Source organism: Synechococcus sp. 8F6, assembly GCF_002252665.1.
GTDB lineage: Bacteria > Cyanobacteriota > Cyanobacteriia > PCC-6307 > Cyanobiaceae > Cyanobium_A.
Genome location: NZ_NQKZ01000006.1, coordinates 18,609 through 31,920, shown reverse-complemented (window position 1 = coordinate 31,920; position 13,312 = coordinate 18,609). Strand labels below are relative to the sequence as shown.

General features: G+C 65.9%; 16 protein-coding genes and 1 tRNA gene. 7 read left to right on the top strand and 10 right to left on the bottom strand.

What is annotated here, in order from left to right; all coding sequences use genetic code 11:
* Window positions 1-11: 11 nt before the first annotated feature.
* Window positions 12-1,262 (bottom strand): lipid-A-disaccharide synthase-related protein, encoded by a 1,251-nt coding sequence (locus CJZ78_RS06065; protein WP_094560014.1) that lies wholly within the window; start codon window positions 1,260-1,262, stop codon window positions 12-14.
* Window positions 1,263-1,306: 44 nt separating this feature from the next.
* Here CJZ78_RS06065 and CJZ78_RS06060 point away from each other — a divergent pair.
* Both CJZ78_RS06060 and CJZ78_RS14655 read left to right on the top strand, forming a co-directional pair.
* Window positions 1,307-1,377, top strand: a tRNA-Cys gene (locus CJZ78_RS06060).
* A 115-nt stretch (window positions 1,378-1,492) separates the two neighbouring features.
* Window positions 1,493-1,624, top strand: coding sequence for a hypothetical protein (locus CJZ78_RS14655; RefSeq protein ID WP_254987910.1), 132 nt, complete (start codon window positions 1,493-1,495; stop codon window positions 1,622-1,624).
* 330 nt (window positions 1,625-1,954) lie between these two features.
* Here CJZ78_RS14655 and CJZ78_RS06055 read toward each other — a convergent pair whose 3' ends face one another.
* The gene (locus tag CJZ78_RS06055) at window positions 1,955-2,476 is read right to left on the bottom strand and encodes a hypothetical protein (RefSeq protein WP_094560013.1); all 522 of its coding nucleotides are present in this window, start codon (window positions 2,474-2,476) and stop codon (window positions 1,955-1,957) included.
* 16 nt (window positions 2,477-2,492) lie between these two features.
* Window positions 2,493-2,660, bottom strand: a complete 168-nt coding sequence (locus tag CJZ78_RS14045; protein WP_158217045.1) for a hypothetical protein — start codon at window positions 2,658-2,660, stop codon at window positions 2,493-2,495.
* A gap of 33 nt (window positions 2,661-2,693) precedes the next feature.
* On the opposite strand from CJZ78_RS14045, the gene CJZ78_RS06050 reads away from it, so the two are divergent.
* A complete protein-coding gene (locus CJZ78_RS06050; RefSeq protein ID WP_094560012.1) occupies window positions 2,694-3,689 on the top strand; it encodes an aldo/keto reductase in 996 nt (331 codons plus the stop codon).
* Here CJZ78_RS06050 and CJZ78_RS06045 read toward each other — a convergent pair.
* Together CJZ78_RS06045 and purM are read right to left on the bottom strand one after the other, a co-directional pair.
* Entirely contained in the window at window positions 3,686-4,306 is a 621-nt protein-coding gene (locus CJZ78_RS06045) for a hypothetical protein (RefSeq protein WP_094560110.1), read from the bottom strand. The genes CJZ78_RS06050 and CJZ78_RS06045 overlap by 4 nt on opposite strands.
* 291 nt (window positions 4,307-4,597) lie before the next feature.
* Window positions 4,598-5,638 (bottom strand): phosphoribosylformylglycinamidine cyclo-ligase, encoded by a 1,041-nt coding sequence (purM, locus tag CJZ78_RS06040; RefSeq protein WP_094560109.1) that lies wholly within the window; start codon window positions 5,636-5,638, stop codon window positions 4,598-4,600.
* A gap of 436 nt (window positions 5,639-6,074) precedes the next feature.
* Here purM and CJZ78_RS06035 point away from each other — a divergent pair, with 436 nt between their 5' ends.
* Window positions 6,075-6,626, top strand: coding sequence for a septal ring lytic transglycosylase RlpA family protein (locus CJZ78_RS06035; RefSeq protein ID WP_094560011.1), 552 nt, complete (start codon window positions 6,075-6,077; stop codon window positions 6,624-6,626).
* A gap of 48 nt (window positions 6,627-6,674) precedes the next feature.
* On the top strand, window positions 6,675-8,261 hold the full coding sequence (locus CJZ78_RS06030; protein ID WP_094560010.1) for a bifunctional pantoate--beta-alanine ligase/(d)CMP kinase: 1,587 nt from the start codon (window positions 6,675-6,677) through the stop codon (window positions 8,259-8,261).
* On the opposite strand, the gene CJZ78_RS06025 is transcribed toward CJZ78_RS06030, so the two are convergent.
* Genes CJZ78_RS06025 through CJZ78_RS06015 form a run of 3 tightly spaced genes read right to left on the bottom strand, consistent with a single transcriptional unit; the run spans window position 8,258 to window position 10,214 of the window.
* Window positions 8,258-8,749 carry a low molecular weight protein-tyrosine-phosphatase gene (locus CJZ78_RS06025; protein ID WP_094560009.1) on the bottom strand — a complete coding sequence of 164 codons (492 nt, stop codon included), beginning with the start codon at window positions 8,747-8,749 and terminating at the stop codon, window positions 8,258-8,260. The genes CJZ78_RS06030 and CJZ78_RS06025 overlap by 4 nt on opposite strands.
* Window positions 8,746-9,390 carry a HEAT repeat domain-containing protein gene (locus tag CJZ78_RS06020; protein ID WP_094560008.1) on the bottom strand — a complete coding sequence of 215 codons (645 nt, stop codon included), beginning with the start codon at window positions 9,388-9,390 and terminating at the stop codon, window positions 8,746-8,748. Before CJZ78_RS06020 ends, CJZ78_RS06025 begins: the two co-directional genes overlap by 4 nt.
* Window positions 9,387-10,214, bottom strand: coding sequence for a HEAT repeat domain-containing protein (locus tag CJZ78_RS06015; protein WP_094560007.1), 828 nt, complete (start codon window positions 10,212-10,214; stop codon window positions 9,387-9,389). The genes CJZ78_RS06020 and CJZ78_RS06015 overlap by 4 nt, the downstream gene beginning before the upstream one ends.
* A 246-nt stretch (window positions 10,215-10,460) precedes the next feature.
* Between CJZ78_RS06015 and CJZ78_RS06010 the strand changes: the two genes are divergently transcribed.
* On the top strand, window positions 10,461-11,174 hold the full coding sequence (locus CJZ78_RS06010) for a heme oxygenase (biliverdin-producing) (protein ID WP_094560006.1): 714 nt from the start codon (window positions 10,461-10,463) through the stop codon (window positions 11,172-11,174).
* 27 nt (window positions 11,175-11,201) lie between these two features.
* Here the strand turns inward: CJZ78_RS06010 and CJZ78_RS14040 are convergent, their stop codons facing one another.
* A complete protein-coding gene (locus CJZ78_RS14040; RefSeq protein WP_158217044.1) occupies window positions 11,202-11,369 on the bottom strand; it encodes a hypothetical protein in 168 nt (55 codons plus the stop codon).
* Window positions 11,370-11,576: 207 nt separating this feature from the next.
* Between CJZ78_RS14040 and CJZ78_RS06005 the strand changes: the two genes are divergently transcribed.
* On the top strand, window positions 11,577-12,494 hold the full coding sequence (locus CJZ78_RS06005) for an NAD-dependent epimerase/dehydratase family protein (RefSeq protein WP_143592861.1): 918 nt from the start codon (window positions 11,577-11,579) through the stop codon (window positions 12,492-12,494).
* On the opposite strand, the gene CJZ78_RS13700 is transcribed toward CJZ78_RS06005, so the two are convergent.
* Entirely contained in the window at window positions 12,473-13,249 is a 777-nt protein-coding gene (locus tag CJZ78_RS13700) for a hypothetical protein (RefSeq protein WP_143592860.1), read from the bottom strand. The two genes, CJZ78_RS06005 and CJZ78_RS13700, sit on opposite strands and share 22 nt — an antisense overlap.
* Between the last annotated feature and the right edge of the window lie 63 nt (window positions 13,250-13,312).

Below are 13,312 nucleotides of genomic sequence, written 5' to 3'. Positions count from 1 at the left end.
GGATGGCCGCATCATCCCAGCAGGCGCTGCTCCACCAACGCAGCCAGCCGAGCGCTGCCGCCGGCTGGCCCCATGCGGCGGCGGCCCCAGGCTGCGCGCCGCGCCCGTTCGTGGGGATCCTCGAGCAACTCCTGCAGCCGCCGGACCAGTTGCTCCGGGCTCTGGCAGGGCTGCACGGCACCGCCGAGCAGCCGGCTCTGGCGGCGGGCAAAGCCCGCCTTGAACTGCGGACCTGGGCCCGGCAGCGACAGCGACGGCACCCCCAGCCCCGCCAGTTGTTCGGTGGCGGTGCCGGCGGTAGCCAGGCCCAGTTCGGCCCAGCTCGCCCAGCGGCTGAAGCTGTGCTGGCCCAGCAGCAGCTGCCAGCGGCCCCTTCCCCAGCTGGCGCTGGCGCCGATGGCGGCCGCTTCCGCGCTCAGGGGCATCGCGGTGAAGCCCCCACTCTCTAGGAGCTGGGCCCAGGCTTCCGCGCTGGGGATCGAGCCTGAGGCCACCAGCACCACGGTGTGCTGCAACGGCTGCCACAGCGCCAGGCAGCCCAGCAGCCGGCGGGCATTGCCGAGGGCTTCGGGCAGGCGGCTGCCGGCCAGCAGGATCAGGCGCCGTTGGCTCTGCAGCCAGGCCGGCAGAGGGGCGTGGGGGAAGCCATCCATCATTGGGTTTCCTGGAGCCAGGGCTGCCACCCCATGGCGGCGCAGCCCCCGGGCGGTGAGCCGGTCGCGCACGGCCACGAGCCGGCAGCGCCGGCTGCCCATCACGGCCCATTCCCACGGATCCCATTCGCTGCCTTTGCAGCGGTGGTAGGCATCCGCCAGGGGCGAGGGGCGCCAGCCGGGTGGCCCTGGCGAGGCCCAGGTGCAGTCGCTCTTGGGGGTGCCGATGAAGCCGAAACGGCCGCCGCTGCTCCAGGCCAGCAGCAGGGGCAGCAGGTCGCCGACGGCCAGCACCGGATCGCCCTGGCGGGCCCAGGCGCGCACCAGGCGTAGCTGCCGCCAGCTCAGCAGGGGCAGGCCGGCGGCCAGGTCGCGAGCCAGGCCCCGCAGGCTCTGGTTGCTGAAGCCGCCGCTGGGGAGCTGCAGCTGGGGGCCGAGCCGCTGCAGATGGCCAGCGGCTTCGTCGGCGGCGAAGGCCTCCCCCAGCCCGACCAGGGGCAGCACCCGCACGATCAGATCGGGCCGCCGCTGCCGCAGGGCCTGCAGCACGCGCTGGGCGATCAGATCCTCCCCGTGGCCGTTGCTCAGAACCAGCAGACGGGAGGACATGCCATGGCTGATACGATCCGCTGCAGGGAGTTTGCTCCCTGTGCGGCGGCATGGCCAAGTGGTAAGGCAGAGGATTGCAAATCCTTTACCCCCAGTTCGAATCTGGGTGCCGCCTCTTTATTGACCGCGAGAGCTGGTCATTTTTTGCTGGCTTGATCGGTGAGCGCCCTGCAACACTCCAGGCACCCCAGCACAACCGCCCATATCCTGAGGGCACTCCCCCAGAACCGATGAAGCGCCTGCTGCTCCTTGCTCTCACCGCTGCGACCCTGCTGATCGGCACAACCGTCAACGCTTGCGAGAAGCACCTGAACGGCCACCAGAACGGATCCGACACGGATCTGGAAGGCAGCAGGAAGTAGGAGATCCGGCGAACACCGCCCCAGTGCCGATTGGAATGAGGTTCTAGGCAAGAGGGAGGAACAGGGCGGCGGCGACGGGAACCAACCTTCCGCCCGCTTCCTCAAGCGATGAAGGGTCGAACTCCTCCACCGTGTGAATCCAAGTCAGGACAGCGGGTCTGACGTGAGCAGGCGCAAGAATTAGTCACAAAAAAATCCCTAGCGTGTTCGACTCCGCCAGGGACAGGTCTCCCGTCGCTCATCACGACAAGATAAAGATACTGAGTATTTCTGCCTAGAAACGGTCGTTGTCGTGCTGGGTGTTCATGCGCGCACACCCAGCACGACGGATCAGTGCCGGGCCTTGGCCTCCCAGAAGTGGCCGTTCTGGTCGCGGGCCTGACACTGCAGGGCGCGGCGCTCCAGCAGGCAGCTCCCCCGGGCCAGTTGGGCCGTCGGCAGGGTCGGTGCCACCCCTTGGTCATCGGCCAGGCTGCTGGCCACGGTGGCCACCTCCAGGCGGATCGGCCAGCGGGGTTGGCATTCGCCATTGGTGTTGCAGCGCATCGTCTGCTGCCCTTCGGCCAGCACACCACCGAAGACCAGGGTCTGGCTGCCGAAGCGCTGGTGGGCCGACGGTTGGATCAGCCGCACGCTCAGCAGACCCTCCATGTTTTGCTCGAGCCGCAGCCGTTGGCAGGTTTGCTGTTGGGCCTGCAGGGGCAACTCCATCCGCCCTTGGAGCAGGGAGCAATCGCGCAGTTTGGTGTCCCAGCGCCCGAACCCTTCCGCCTGCACGGCGCCGTCCAGGCTCAGGACCAGCACCACGGCCAGGCGGGCCGGCAGGCGGTGAATCGGCAGCAGGAGAGGCATCAGCCCAGGGGGTGGCTCAGTAGCCCGAGTCAGCCACGCAGCTGCCCTGGCAGCTGATGCCGTTGCTGGCGGTGCGCCCGCAGTGTTGGCAAAGAATGGGCTCGGGTGCTGGATCGCTTGTGGCCGGGGCCCGGTTGTCGGTGGCGCCTGGGTTGGTGGTGCCAGGGTTGGGAACATCAGGCATCGTGGGGCAGCACCGCAGGCACTGCAGTCCACCATGGCGCATCCGTGGGCTGATGTTGGCGGAGCGGAGGGCTCGGCGCCCGGGATTGGTGTGGGCACCTGGGCCTGGGGGAACCAGTTGCTCTGGGGATACGACCCCAGCCAGGATCCCGTTCTGGAGGCCACATTCCAGCGGGCCGTGGCCTGCGGTCTGCAGGTGTTCGACACCGCCGACTCCTACGGCACTGGCCGTTTCAACGGTCGCAGCGAGGCTTTGTTGGGCCGCTTCAGCGCCGCCCTGCCTCCCCAGCAGCGGGACAGGCTGTGCCTGGCCACCAAGTTGGCCCCCTTCCCCTGGCGGCTCGGGCGGCGCGGCTACCAGCGGGGTTTCGCCGCCTCGAAGCAGCGCCTTGGCGGTCGCATCGACCTGGTGCAGCTCCACTGGAGCACCGCCCGCTATGCGCCCTGGCAGGAGGCCCCCCTGCTCGAGGGCTTGGCCGATCTGGTGGAGCAGGGTGAGGCGGGAGCCCTGGGGGTGTCCAACATGGGTCCGCTGCGGCTGCGGGCTGTGCACCGCCGGCTCGCCGAGCGGGGCGTGGCGCTGAGCAGCCTGCAGGTGCAGCTGTCGTTGCTGGCCCCTGATCCGATCCGGCCCGGCGGCGTGGCCGAGCTGTGCCGCGAGCTGGGCATCCGCCTGATCGCCTATAGCCCCCTGGCCTTGGGGTTGTTGGCCCGGCCGCTGCAGGCCCAGAGCTGGCCGATGGGCCCCCGGGGCGCCCTGTTTCGCCGTCTCGGCCCGGCCCTGGTGGAGCTCCAGGCAGAAATGGGCCGAATCGCCGCCAGCCATGCTGCCAGCTTGTCTGCCGTGGCCCTCAACTGGTGTCGGGCCCACGGCGCCATGCCGATCCCCGGCCTGCGCCGCCCCGACCAGGTGGACGATGCGGCAGCTGCGCTCACCTGGTCGCTGTCTGCCGAGGAGCGTGAACGCCTCGACGACCTGGCCCTGGGGCTGGAGGTCGGCATGCCAGCCAACCCCTTCCAGAGCGCTTAGCAGGCTTGGGCGGTTGGATCGAGGGTGAGCACCACGGGCATCGCCTGGCGGCGCACCAGCGGCACCACAGGATTGGCGCCTGGGTCGCCTTGGGATTCGGCTTCGGCCGCAGCCGCTTCCGGTCCACAGGCGGCGAGCGCCTCCTGCAGCAGGGAGTCGAAGGTGGCGCCGGGCAGCTGATGGCGGGCCAGCTCCAGAAATGCCCGGGCCAGGGACTCGCCGGCGGCGGCCCGCAGGGCCGGGTTGTTGCGCCGGAGCTGCAGCTCGTCCTCGATCGAGCGAATGAAGCGCTCGGTCACTTCCCGCTTGGTGGAGGCCCGGATGCGGGTGTCCTGCTCGGCCTGGGAGAGGAAGGGCTGGGCATCGAGCTCCTCCAGCCGGCGACCGAGGCTTTCGAGCACCTCACGCGCCTCTTTGGCCACGTGGGCCAGTTGGCCGTCGGAGAGCCGGGGCAGGTCGGCCACGTACACCTTGCCGTGATCCCTCAGGGTGAGGAAGGTGGGCCGTATGCCTCCGCGCTGGGGGGCAGGCACTGGATCGCGCGGTCGCAGGGGGCGGCTGGGCGGAACGGGGCCAGCGGAACTGCGGCGGCGGGTGAGGCGCTGGCCGGAGCCCAGGGATCCCTGGCCTAGCCCGCTTGAAACTCCCGGGCCGGCAGGGCCAGATCCGGTTAAACGTTGTCCGGTTAGGCGTTGTGGTGAACCTGGTGAACCAAGCGGTGAACCAAATGGTGAACCTACTGATTGCGTCATGACGCCTCTCCTGATTTGTCTTCGTTCTGCTCGGCCACCAACCTGCATATCAGGGATGGTGACGGTTCGAGGTCAGTACCCTAGGCAGCAGCGTTGACCTGGCCGGCCCTTGGCCTCCAACGTGAAGCAATTTGCCAGCAGCGGCTTGGGCGCCGCTCAATCTCCGTAAGGCAAGCCCGCCAGGGGTTGGGCGCCAGCACTGCCGCTGGCCACCTCACCCAGTTCCCAGGCGGTGTAGCCGGCTTGCTGGCAGACGGCGAGGGCCTCGGATACGGCGGAGGCAGGCAGCACCAGGCAGAAGCCCACCCCCAGATTGAAGGTGTTCCAGAGATCCGCCTCCGGCACCTCGCCGGCCTCCTGCAGCCAGCTGAACAGGGGGGGGCGCTGCCAGCTGTTGGGGTCGATCACGCCATGCACGCCAGCAGGGAGGCAGCGGGGCAGGTTTTCCGGCAGGCCGCCCCCGGTGATGTGGGCCATGCCGTGGATCGGCACGCCGTTGGTCAGGAGGGCTTTCACAAGGGCTCCGTAGAGGCGGGTGGGGGTGAGCAGGGCTTGAATCAGGGGCTGATCGCTACCTGGCAACGGGGTGCGTTCGTCCACCGCCTGGGTGTCGAGGATCCGACGCACCAGGCTGAATCCATTGCTGTGCACACCACTGCTCGCCACCGCCACGATGCGGTCGCCGGCAACCACGGCGCGGCCATCGATCACTGCGCTGGCCTCCACCACGGCCACGCAGAAGCCCGCCAGGTCGTAGCGGCCTGGACCATAGAAGCCGGGCATCTCTGCGGTTTCCCCGCCCAGGAGGGCGCAGCCGCTCTGCCGGCAGCCCTCAGCGATGCCTTGCACCACCTCGGCCATGGCCTCAGGGCTGAGTTTGCCGGTGGCGATGTAGTCGAGGAAGAACAGGGGTTCTGCCCCACTGGTGATCACGTCGTTGACGCACATCGCCACCAGGTCGATGCCCACGTCGTGGTGACGGCCGTGGGCTTGGGCCAGCTCGAGCTTGGTGCCGACCCCGTCGGTGCCCGCCACCAGCAGCGGCTCCCGCAGGCCTGCCGGCAGTCGGCAGAAGCCACCGAACCCGCCAAGACCACCCACGACCTCTGGGCGATGGGTGGCTTCCACGCTGGCGCGGATCCGATCCACAAACGCCCGGCCTGCGACCACGTCCACGCCGGCAGTGCGGTAGTCCATCCCGTCGAAGTCCATCAGGTGCTGTCTCCTGATCCTCCAACGCCAGCCGTCCGCCCTCAGCGGGCGACCGGTCACGCCCAGTCGATGGACGATTGGCAGATTGGCACATACGGCTATTAGCTGCGCTGATGACCGTCATTTGGGTCGCTGATGCCGGGGTGGCTTGCTGACGGTGGCTCAGCCCTGTTAGGGCCGGCGCTCGGGGATTTGATGACAAATTCTGATCGGTTCTTGGGGTGTCGTTTTTGACCGAAACCGCCCGCGACGGCCGTTAACTTTGCGTCGTTGTCAATTCCCGATAGGAACTCCGAACGCGAATTCGCATCTCAACTCCATTCAGTTTGAGTTCGAATCCAACGCTGACGAATCATCGATTGGCCGTGAAGCTTTCGCTTTCGGCTGGTGATTGCTGCTCCTGCAGCGGGTTTCGTTTGTTATGCGTCGCACTTTCTCCCTTGGGGCCCTTGCCCTGCTTCTCTCTGGTAGTGCCTTGGTTCCCGCCATCGCCGAATCCAGCCGCGCAGCCACCACCAACGATGCCGTTGCCGTGGCTACGCCGAGCTCAGAGGTCCAAGGACCCAGCAATGACGTCGCCATTCGTGAGGCCGACAGCGAATCCGTCCCTCCGGAGACCCTGATCAAGCAGGCTCCCTCCACCCCTATTGCTCCGGCCCCGAAGCCAGCACCCCGGGTTGTGCAGGTGAGCCAGGGCACCGCCAGCTGGTATGGCCCTGGCTTCTTTGGCAACCGCACCGCCAACGGCGAAACCTATCGCCCTGGCACCCTCACCGCGGCCCATCGCACCTTGCCCTTCGGCACCCGGGTTCGGGTCACCAACCTCAACAACGGGCGCAACACGGTGGTGCGCATCAACGATCGAGGGCCTTTTGTGGGCAATCGGGTGATCGACCTGGGCCATGGCGCTGCCCAGGAAGTGGGTCTGGTCTCCAGTGGACTTGCTCCAGTGCGACTGGAAGTGCTCCAGTGATCTGAGCTGCTCGGCAGCTCTCCTCCAGCCCATCCGCCAACCTGGCGGATGGGCTTTGTGTTGCCGGCCCGCTGTCTGCCCGTGCAGTTGCTCCACACCCGAGACGATTTGCGCGCCTGGCGGCATGAGCAGCCCGGATCGGTGCAGTTCGTTCCCACGATGGGGGCCCTGCACGCGGGGCACCAGCAGCTGATCCGGCGGGCGGCGGAGCCTTGCGGTGGTGCCATCTCCCCCGTGCTGGTGAGCGTGTTTGTCAATCCGCTCCAGTTCGGCCTTGGCGAAGATCTCGACGCCTATCCGCGCGACCTCAGCTCCGATATCGCGTTGGCCGCTGCAGCCGGCGCCACAGCCCTATTTGCGCCGAGCGTGGCTGAGGTTTATCCCCAGGGAGAGGCTGGCTTGACCCGGATCAGCCCGCCCCTGGCCCTGCGCCAGGTGTTGTGTGGCCGCAGCCGTCCGGAGCATTTCGAGGGGGTGGCCACCGTGGTGGTGCGGCTGCTGACCCTGGTGCGACCGGACCGGTTGTGGCTTGGCGAGAAGGACTGGCAGCAGCTGGTGATCCTGCGCCGGGTGGTGGCGGATCTGGGCCTACCGCTGCGGATTCAGGGCTGCGCCACCGTGCGGGAGGCCGACGGGCTGGCCTGCAGCTCCCGCAACCGTCGCCTCTCCCCCCCCCAGCGTCAGCAGGCTGCGGCCCTGCCCGCCAGCTTGTCCGCTATCGCCGACGAGGTGGCGGCCGGGCAGTGTCAGGCCGGGGAGGTGACTGCCCGCTTGTCTCGCCAGTTGGAGGCGGCGGGGCTGCTGGTGGATTATGTGGAGTTGGTGGCTCCCCATAGCCTGGAGCCGTTGCCGCAGGTACAGGGCATGGCTCTGCTGGCCGCGGCGGTGCACTGCGGCCCGAGCCGCCTGATCGATCACGTGTTTCTGATGTCTCGCCAGCCGATCGTTGCCATTGATGGTCCGGCGGGGGCGGGCAAGAGCACCGTCACCCGGGCCTTCGCCAAGCGGCTGGGGTTGATCTACCTCGATACCGGCGCGATGTACCGGGCCCTCACCTGGTGGGTGCAGCACCAGGGCGCCGACCCGGCTGATGCGGCAGCGGTGGAGCCGCTGCTGGTGGATCTCAATCTGCAGCTGCGCTCCGGTTCCGGTGGCGAGCAGCAGGTGAGCATCAACGGTCACGACGTCACCGCGGCCATTCGCAGCCCTGAGGTCACCGCTCAGGTATCGGTGGTGGCAGCCCATGGTTGCGTGCGCCAGGCGCTCACCGCCCAGCAGCAGGCGATGGGGCGCCAGGGGGGGCTGGTGGCCGAGGGCCGGGACATCGGTACGGCCGTGTTCCCCGATGCGGAACTCAAGGTCTTTCTGACGGCCACGGTGGCCGAGCGAGCCCGTCGTCGTGCCCTGGATCTGGAGCAGCGGGGCTTTGCGGTGCCTCCCCTGGCCGAGCTCGAAGCCCAGATCGCCGAGCGCGACCAGCTCGATTCCAGCCGGGAGGTGGCCCCGCTGCGGCAGGCCGACGATGCGGTGGAGCTGGTGACCGACAGCCTGGCCATCGAGGCGGTGATCCAGGCCCTGGTGGATCGTTTCCGGGAGCGGGTGCCGGAAGAGGCCTGGCCAACGCCGGCGGCTTAGCGGTCTAGGGCCTGCAGCAATCCAGTGCAGGCATCCTCCAGCAGATCGAGCACCTGCTCAAACCCCTCTTCGCCGCCGTAATAGGGGTCGGGCACCTCGTGGGCGTCAAAGCGGCTGCAGTAGCCCACCAGGGGCTCGATGCGGGCCTGCTGCCCGTGAGCGCCCGCTGCAGCGCAGGAGCGGCCCTCCCGTGCCAGGGCCTGCACGTGGGCAAGGTTGGCGGCATCCATGGTGAGGATGTGATCAAAGCGGTCCAGGTCGCTGAGCTCCAGCTGGCGGGCCCGGCTGGTGAGGGCTATTCCGCGCTGGCTGGCGGCTGCGCGCATGCGTGGATCAGCGGCCTTGCCCACATGCCAGCCCCCCGTTCCGGCTGAATCCACTAGGAAGCGGTCTGCTGCTCCCGCCTGGGTTAGTTGGTGTAGGAACACCCCCTCAGCGGCGGGGGAGCGGCAGATGTTCCCCAGGCAGACGAACAGCACTCGCTTCATTGGGGCTCCAGGCGCGACAGTGCCAACTTCGCGCGCCGCTGAACCACCGGGGGGGTGTCTTCGGTTGCTTCGCTGAGTGTGACCAACCCATTGCGGGCCTGCTGCAACTCTGTGGCGTCTGGGGAAAGCCCCTCGGCGAGGGACTCCAGTCCTACGGCCACCGCGTAGCGCACGACCCATTCACCATCGGCCGTGGCGGCCAGCAGGGCCGCCAGGCAGCGCTGGCGCACCTGGTGCTGCTCTGCCTCAGCCAGGGCGCCCAGCTGCAGCTGGCCCAGACCTTTGGCCGCGGCTCGGCGCACACTGGCGGCCACATCGCTGCCGAGGGCATCTAGCAGCAGCTCTAGCCCGCGCACATCGCCGATGCCGGCGAGGGCGCGCACTGCCCAGGCCCGGGCTCCGTAGTTGTCAGGGTCGAGCTGCAACAGGGCCTCCACGGCTGCTGTCCCCAGGCTGATCAGCCCGTTCACGGCGGCTACTGCCGCGCCGGGGTTGTTGAAGCCCAACACCTCCACCAGGACTGGGGCTGCGCTGGCATCGGCGCAGCTGGCCAGTTCCTGGGTGGCTTGCAGTAGGGCCAGGGCGCTGCCGGCCTGTTGCAGGGCTGCAATTCGGGCTGCCACCGGTGAAACCTGGCTCATAGCAAAAGGTCCATGCAGGCCAGCAGGGCTTCGTCGCCGGGGTCGCCATTGCCCTGTTCCACCAGCCCCCGCAGGGCCATCAATTTCAGACTGTTCTCTGCCCGGGTGGCGGCAATGGCTTTGAATCCGGGCCGCCAGCCGGCGGTGCCTAGATCCATCAGGGCTGCACGACGCACCGGCAGCTGGGGATGGTCAAGTAGGTCCACAAGCAGTTCCCCCCAGCACGCCTCACCGCTCAATTGCAGCAGGGTGCGCGCCGCAGCGCTGCGGATCACGGGGCGCTCGTGGGCAAGAAAGGGTTTCACCACGGCCAGCACCCGCGGCTCGTTGACACCGATGTCGCCCAGGGCTTTCAGGAGGGCTTCACAGGGTTCCACTAGACGGGTGCTGTTGGCCTGCTGGGCGCCGGCCACGGTGGGGCCGCTGGCTAGCCTCTGGCAGAGAGCCTCAATGGCCTCGCTCGCAGCGAGTTCGCCTAGGGCCCGGGCTGCTGCTTCTCGCAATTTGTCGTCGGCATCCTGCAGGGTGTCGAGTAGGTCTGGGATGGCCGCTTGCGCTGCTGGAGCCAGTTTGCCGAGGGCGCGGGCGGCATTGCGGGCTACTGCGTTCTCCTCAACGCCGGCCCCGCTATCCCTGGGCCGGCGCTGGCGTAGGGCTTGTTGCAACAGGGGCACCGCCTCCGGGTGCTGGCTGCGCATCCGGCCTAGCCACCAGGCTCCGTAGTACTGCTGGGAGGAGTCTTCGCTCTGGCGGAGCCGGCGCAGGGCTTCCTGCTCACTGATGGGTTCGCCTGCTTGGGGGGGCCTGGCGTCGGCTTCGGCCATGGGTGCTGTTGCGTGACGCGGACACCTAGTGATGTTGCCAGCCCAGGGCTGGTTCCAAAATTCAGCTTGGGCATGATTCCGGCAGGTCCGCTGAGGGCTGGCTCTGAATGAGTGAGAGCTAGCCGCAGTACTAATGCTCATGGCGGGCCAATTACTAAGGTCGTGAACTCTTCGCAAAGGGGCAAACCAATCCAGGGCGCCCCCTCTAAGTTGCTGCCCATAGACCTGTTCCTCAGACTGGCACCTATGGCTGTTGCGCTCGCCTCCCAACTGCGTGAAGGCACCAAAAAAGCCCACACGATGGCGGAGAACACCGGCTTCGTGAGCTGCTTCCTCAAGGGGGTGGTGGACAAAGCCAGCTACCGCACCTTGGTGGCCGACCTCTATTTCGTGTATTCAGCGATGGAGGAGGAGTTCGGCAAGCTCAAGGACCACCCGGTGGTGGGTCCGGTGGCTTTTGTCGAGCTCAACCGTCGCGAGAGCCTCGAGCAGGACCTGGCCTTCTATTTCGGCCCGGATTGGCGCAGCGCAGTCAAGCCCACCCCTGGAGCCCAGCAGTACGTCGAGCGCCTGCACCAGGTGGCGCGGGAGTGTCCGGAGCTGCTGGTGGGCCACCACTACACCCGCTACATCGGCGATCTCTCCGGCGGCCAGATCCTCAAGAACATCGCCCAGAAGGCGATGAACCTGGGTGAACACGACGGCCTGCGCTTCTACGAATTCGACGCGATCCCCGACGAGAAGGCCTTCAAGACCAACTACCGCGCCACCCTGGATGCCCTGCCGATCGATCAGGCCATGGCCGATCGCATTGTTGAGGAGGCGAACCACGCCTTCCACCTCAACATGACGATGTTCCAGGAGCTGGAGGGCAACCTGATCGCCGCCATCGGCAAGGTGTTGTTCGGCTTCCTCACCCGCCGTCAGCGCGCTGGCAGCACGGAAGTGGCGGCGGCCTGAGGCTTGGCGGCGGTTGGACCGGACCCATCAGTCCTCGATTAAATCAACGCTCACCAGCCGGGTGAGGCCTCCAGTGGTGGCCGGGTCGATGGTGCCTGGCTTGAAGTTGGCCTGAAACCACCACTGGCGACCATCCTTGCTGCGCCGCTCCACACGGAAGTTGTCCAGTCCCTGCTCCCGCAGTGCCAGTTGCAAAGCATCTCCGCTGCAGCCGGCGCAAGTGACGGAAAGTGGCGGTAGCCCAGGCACTTCAACGCAATAGACGGGCATGGGCTTACGGCGACAGCTCAGGTTGCCATAGGAACCGAGTAGGGCTCAGGGAGCGTCATCCGTAGCGATGACAACGCAACCCCCCATCCGGCAGGCCTAGGGTTGCAAAACTTCACGATTTGGCTTCGCGGGATGACTTCTACCCCTGATCTGGCCTCGCTTTATCAGTTGCTGTCTCTCCAAGAGCGCCCGATCCTGCCCTCGGGCGAGCGTCGCGCAATCCTGGGTTGTGGCTACGTAGGCGAAGCGGTTGCCAAATCCTGGAAGCAGGAAGGGCATGCACTCTGGGGCACCACAACCCGGCGTGAACGCTTGGCAGAGCTGGCTGACCTAGTCGAGAATCCGTTGGTTTTTGATTCAACGGATCCCTCCAGCAGCCTGGACTTCGCGGCAGATCTCGACGGCATCTTGGTGTCCTTCGCTCCGTCAAAGAGTTCCAGTGTTGAGCTGAACCAATACGAGCAGACCTTTCTTGGCGGCCTGCAACGGCTGATCGAAACGCTTAGCCGTCGGCCTGTCAGCTCGCCACTGCAACTTGTTCACCTGAGCAGCTGTGGCGTGTATGGCAACCGGCAGGGAGCGCTCACACGTGAGAGCGATCCAACTGATTCAAATCATCCAGTGAACTCCGTGCTCGTGAGGGCAGAGCAGATGATTGCGTCGGTCCGCACCGAATCGATCAAGGTCTGCGTGTTGCGCCTCGGTGGCATATATGGGCCTGGACGCGATATTCCGGGCATGTTGCTTAGTGCAGCTGGCAGCTTAGTGCAGCGTAATGGCTTGAATGTGCCGTGCTGGATTCACCGCGATGACATCGTTCGAGGTATCAAATTCGCCTTTGACCAAGGCCTGAATGACACATATAACCTGGTCAATGACACCCAGTACAACGGTCAGGAGCTCACAGATCGGTTGTGTGAGCGCGCTGGCCTGCCACTGGCAAAGTGGTTGACCAGAGACACCAGCGATCGAATCCTTAATGCGCGGGTGAGTAATGAGAAGCTTAAGCAGCTTGGCTTCAGCCTTTCTCATCCATGCATGGTGGGCTGATAGCGACGTTCTATCCAGGCCAGTAGATTGTAATTGGCATCGAACTCCATTGTCAGATGCACAAAGTTTTGACGATCTAGTACGCAGCCGAAGTGGAGGTCAAATGATTGCTTTGGCAAACTCTCAGGAAGGCTGCAGATTAAATTATCTTCAAATAGCCCATTTGCTTCATTCTTAATAAACCATTCGCTACAGAATGGCGCCAACCGCTGTTTTGAAATCGCAATTCTAGAACTGAATCCGGGTCTGATCACTGATTCCACTCCTTGCCAGCCAAAGACGGTCTCGAATACCGCCTCCAACGATTGAAACTGAGCGCGTTCCGGGTCAGGACTAGTGCGTTGGCAGCGGAAGGGTGTGGCGGCGATTGAGTCCAGCAGCATCTCTCCATCCGGTTGTTGCTGGTAAAGCGCAACCAGCATCGAACGACTGCGGCCGCTGAAGAAGTTCACTTCATGCCCAGCACGCGTGCAACTGCCTGCCATTTGCAGGCTCGACTGACCTGCAGTCTGCGGAAAATGCCAGCAGTTGTGGCTGAGGTTGTAGTTGTGCCGATATAGGGGGAAGCGGCGTTCTCCACCCGGTGCGAATCGAAGGCCTGTTCCATGCCATTCACCCGTATGCGCATCCGAGAAGCGGATGGCGTAATGCGAGGCCTCCGGGTTGACGGTGCCCTGCTTCATATTCATGCCGTCGCTGTTGCGGCCGTACCAGGTGGTTGTTCCTTGCCAGTCGCCATCAAAGCTGGCGCGCATGAGGTTCCATTGGCGATCAGCTGCGGCTTTGGCGTGGATGTCTAAATCTTCCTTTGTCTTTAG

Bases quoted from the DNA above. Each gene is read 5' to 3' on its own strand.
- CJZ78_RS06015 (WP_094560007.1), bottom strand. From the start codon at position 10,214: ATGGCCGAAGCCGACGCCAGGCCCCCCCAAGCAGGCGAACCCATCAGT.
- purM (WP_094560109.1), bottom strand. From the start codon at position 5,638: ATGGACTACCGCACTGCCGGCGTGGACGTGGTCGCAGGCCGGGCGTTT.
- CJZ78_RS06025 (WP_094560009.1), bottom strand. From the start codon at position 8,749: ATGAAGCGAGTGCTGTTCGTCTGCCTGGGGAACATCTGCCGCTCCCCC.
- CJZ78_RS06005 (WP_143592861.1), top strand. From the start codon at position 11,577: ATGACTTCTACCCCTGATCTGGCCTCGCTTTATCAGTTGCTGTCTCTC.
- CJZ78_RS06020 (WP_094560008.1), bottom strand. From the start codon at position 9,390: ATGAGCCAGGTTTCACCGGTGGCAGCCCGAATTGCAGCCCTGCAACAG.
- CJZ78_RS14045 (WP_158217045.1), bottom strand. From the start codon at position 2,660: ATGCCTGATGTTCCCAACCCTGGCACCACCAACCCAGGCGCCACCGAC.
- CJZ78_RS14655 (WP_254987910.1), top strand. From the start codon at position 1,493: ATGAAGCGCCTGCTGCTCCTTGCTCTCACCGCTGCGACCCTGCTGATC.
- CJZ78_RS06035 (WP_094560011.1), top strand. From the start codon at position 6,075: ATGCGTCGCACTTTCTCCCTTGGGGCCCTTGCCCTGCTTCTCTCTGGT.
- CJZ78_RS06030 (WP_094560010.1), top strand. From the start codon at position 6,675: ATGGGCTTTGTGTTGCCGGCCCGCTGTCTGCCCGTGCAGTTGCTCCAC.
- CJZ78_RS06050 (WP_094560012.1), top strand. From the start codon at position 2,694: ATGGCGCATCCGTGGGCTGATGTTGGCGGAGCGGAGGGCTCGGCGCCC.
- CJZ78_RS13700 (WP_143592860.1), bottom strand. From the start codon at position 13,249: ATGCGCGCCAGCTTTGATGGCGACTGGCAAGGAACAACCACCTGGTAC.
- CJZ78_RS06065 (WP_094560014.1), bottom strand. From the start codon at position 1,262: ATGTCCTCCCGTCTGCTGGTTCTGAGCAACGGCCACGGGGAGGATCTG.
- CJZ78_RS06055 (WP_094560013.1), bottom strand. From the start codon at position 2,476: ATGCCTCTCCTGCTGCCGATTCACCGCCTGCCGGCCCGCCTGGCCGTG.
- CJZ78_RS06010 (WP_094560006.1), top strand. From the start codon at position 10,461: ATGGCTGTTGCGCTCGCCTCCCAACTGCGTGAAGGCACCAAAAAAGCC.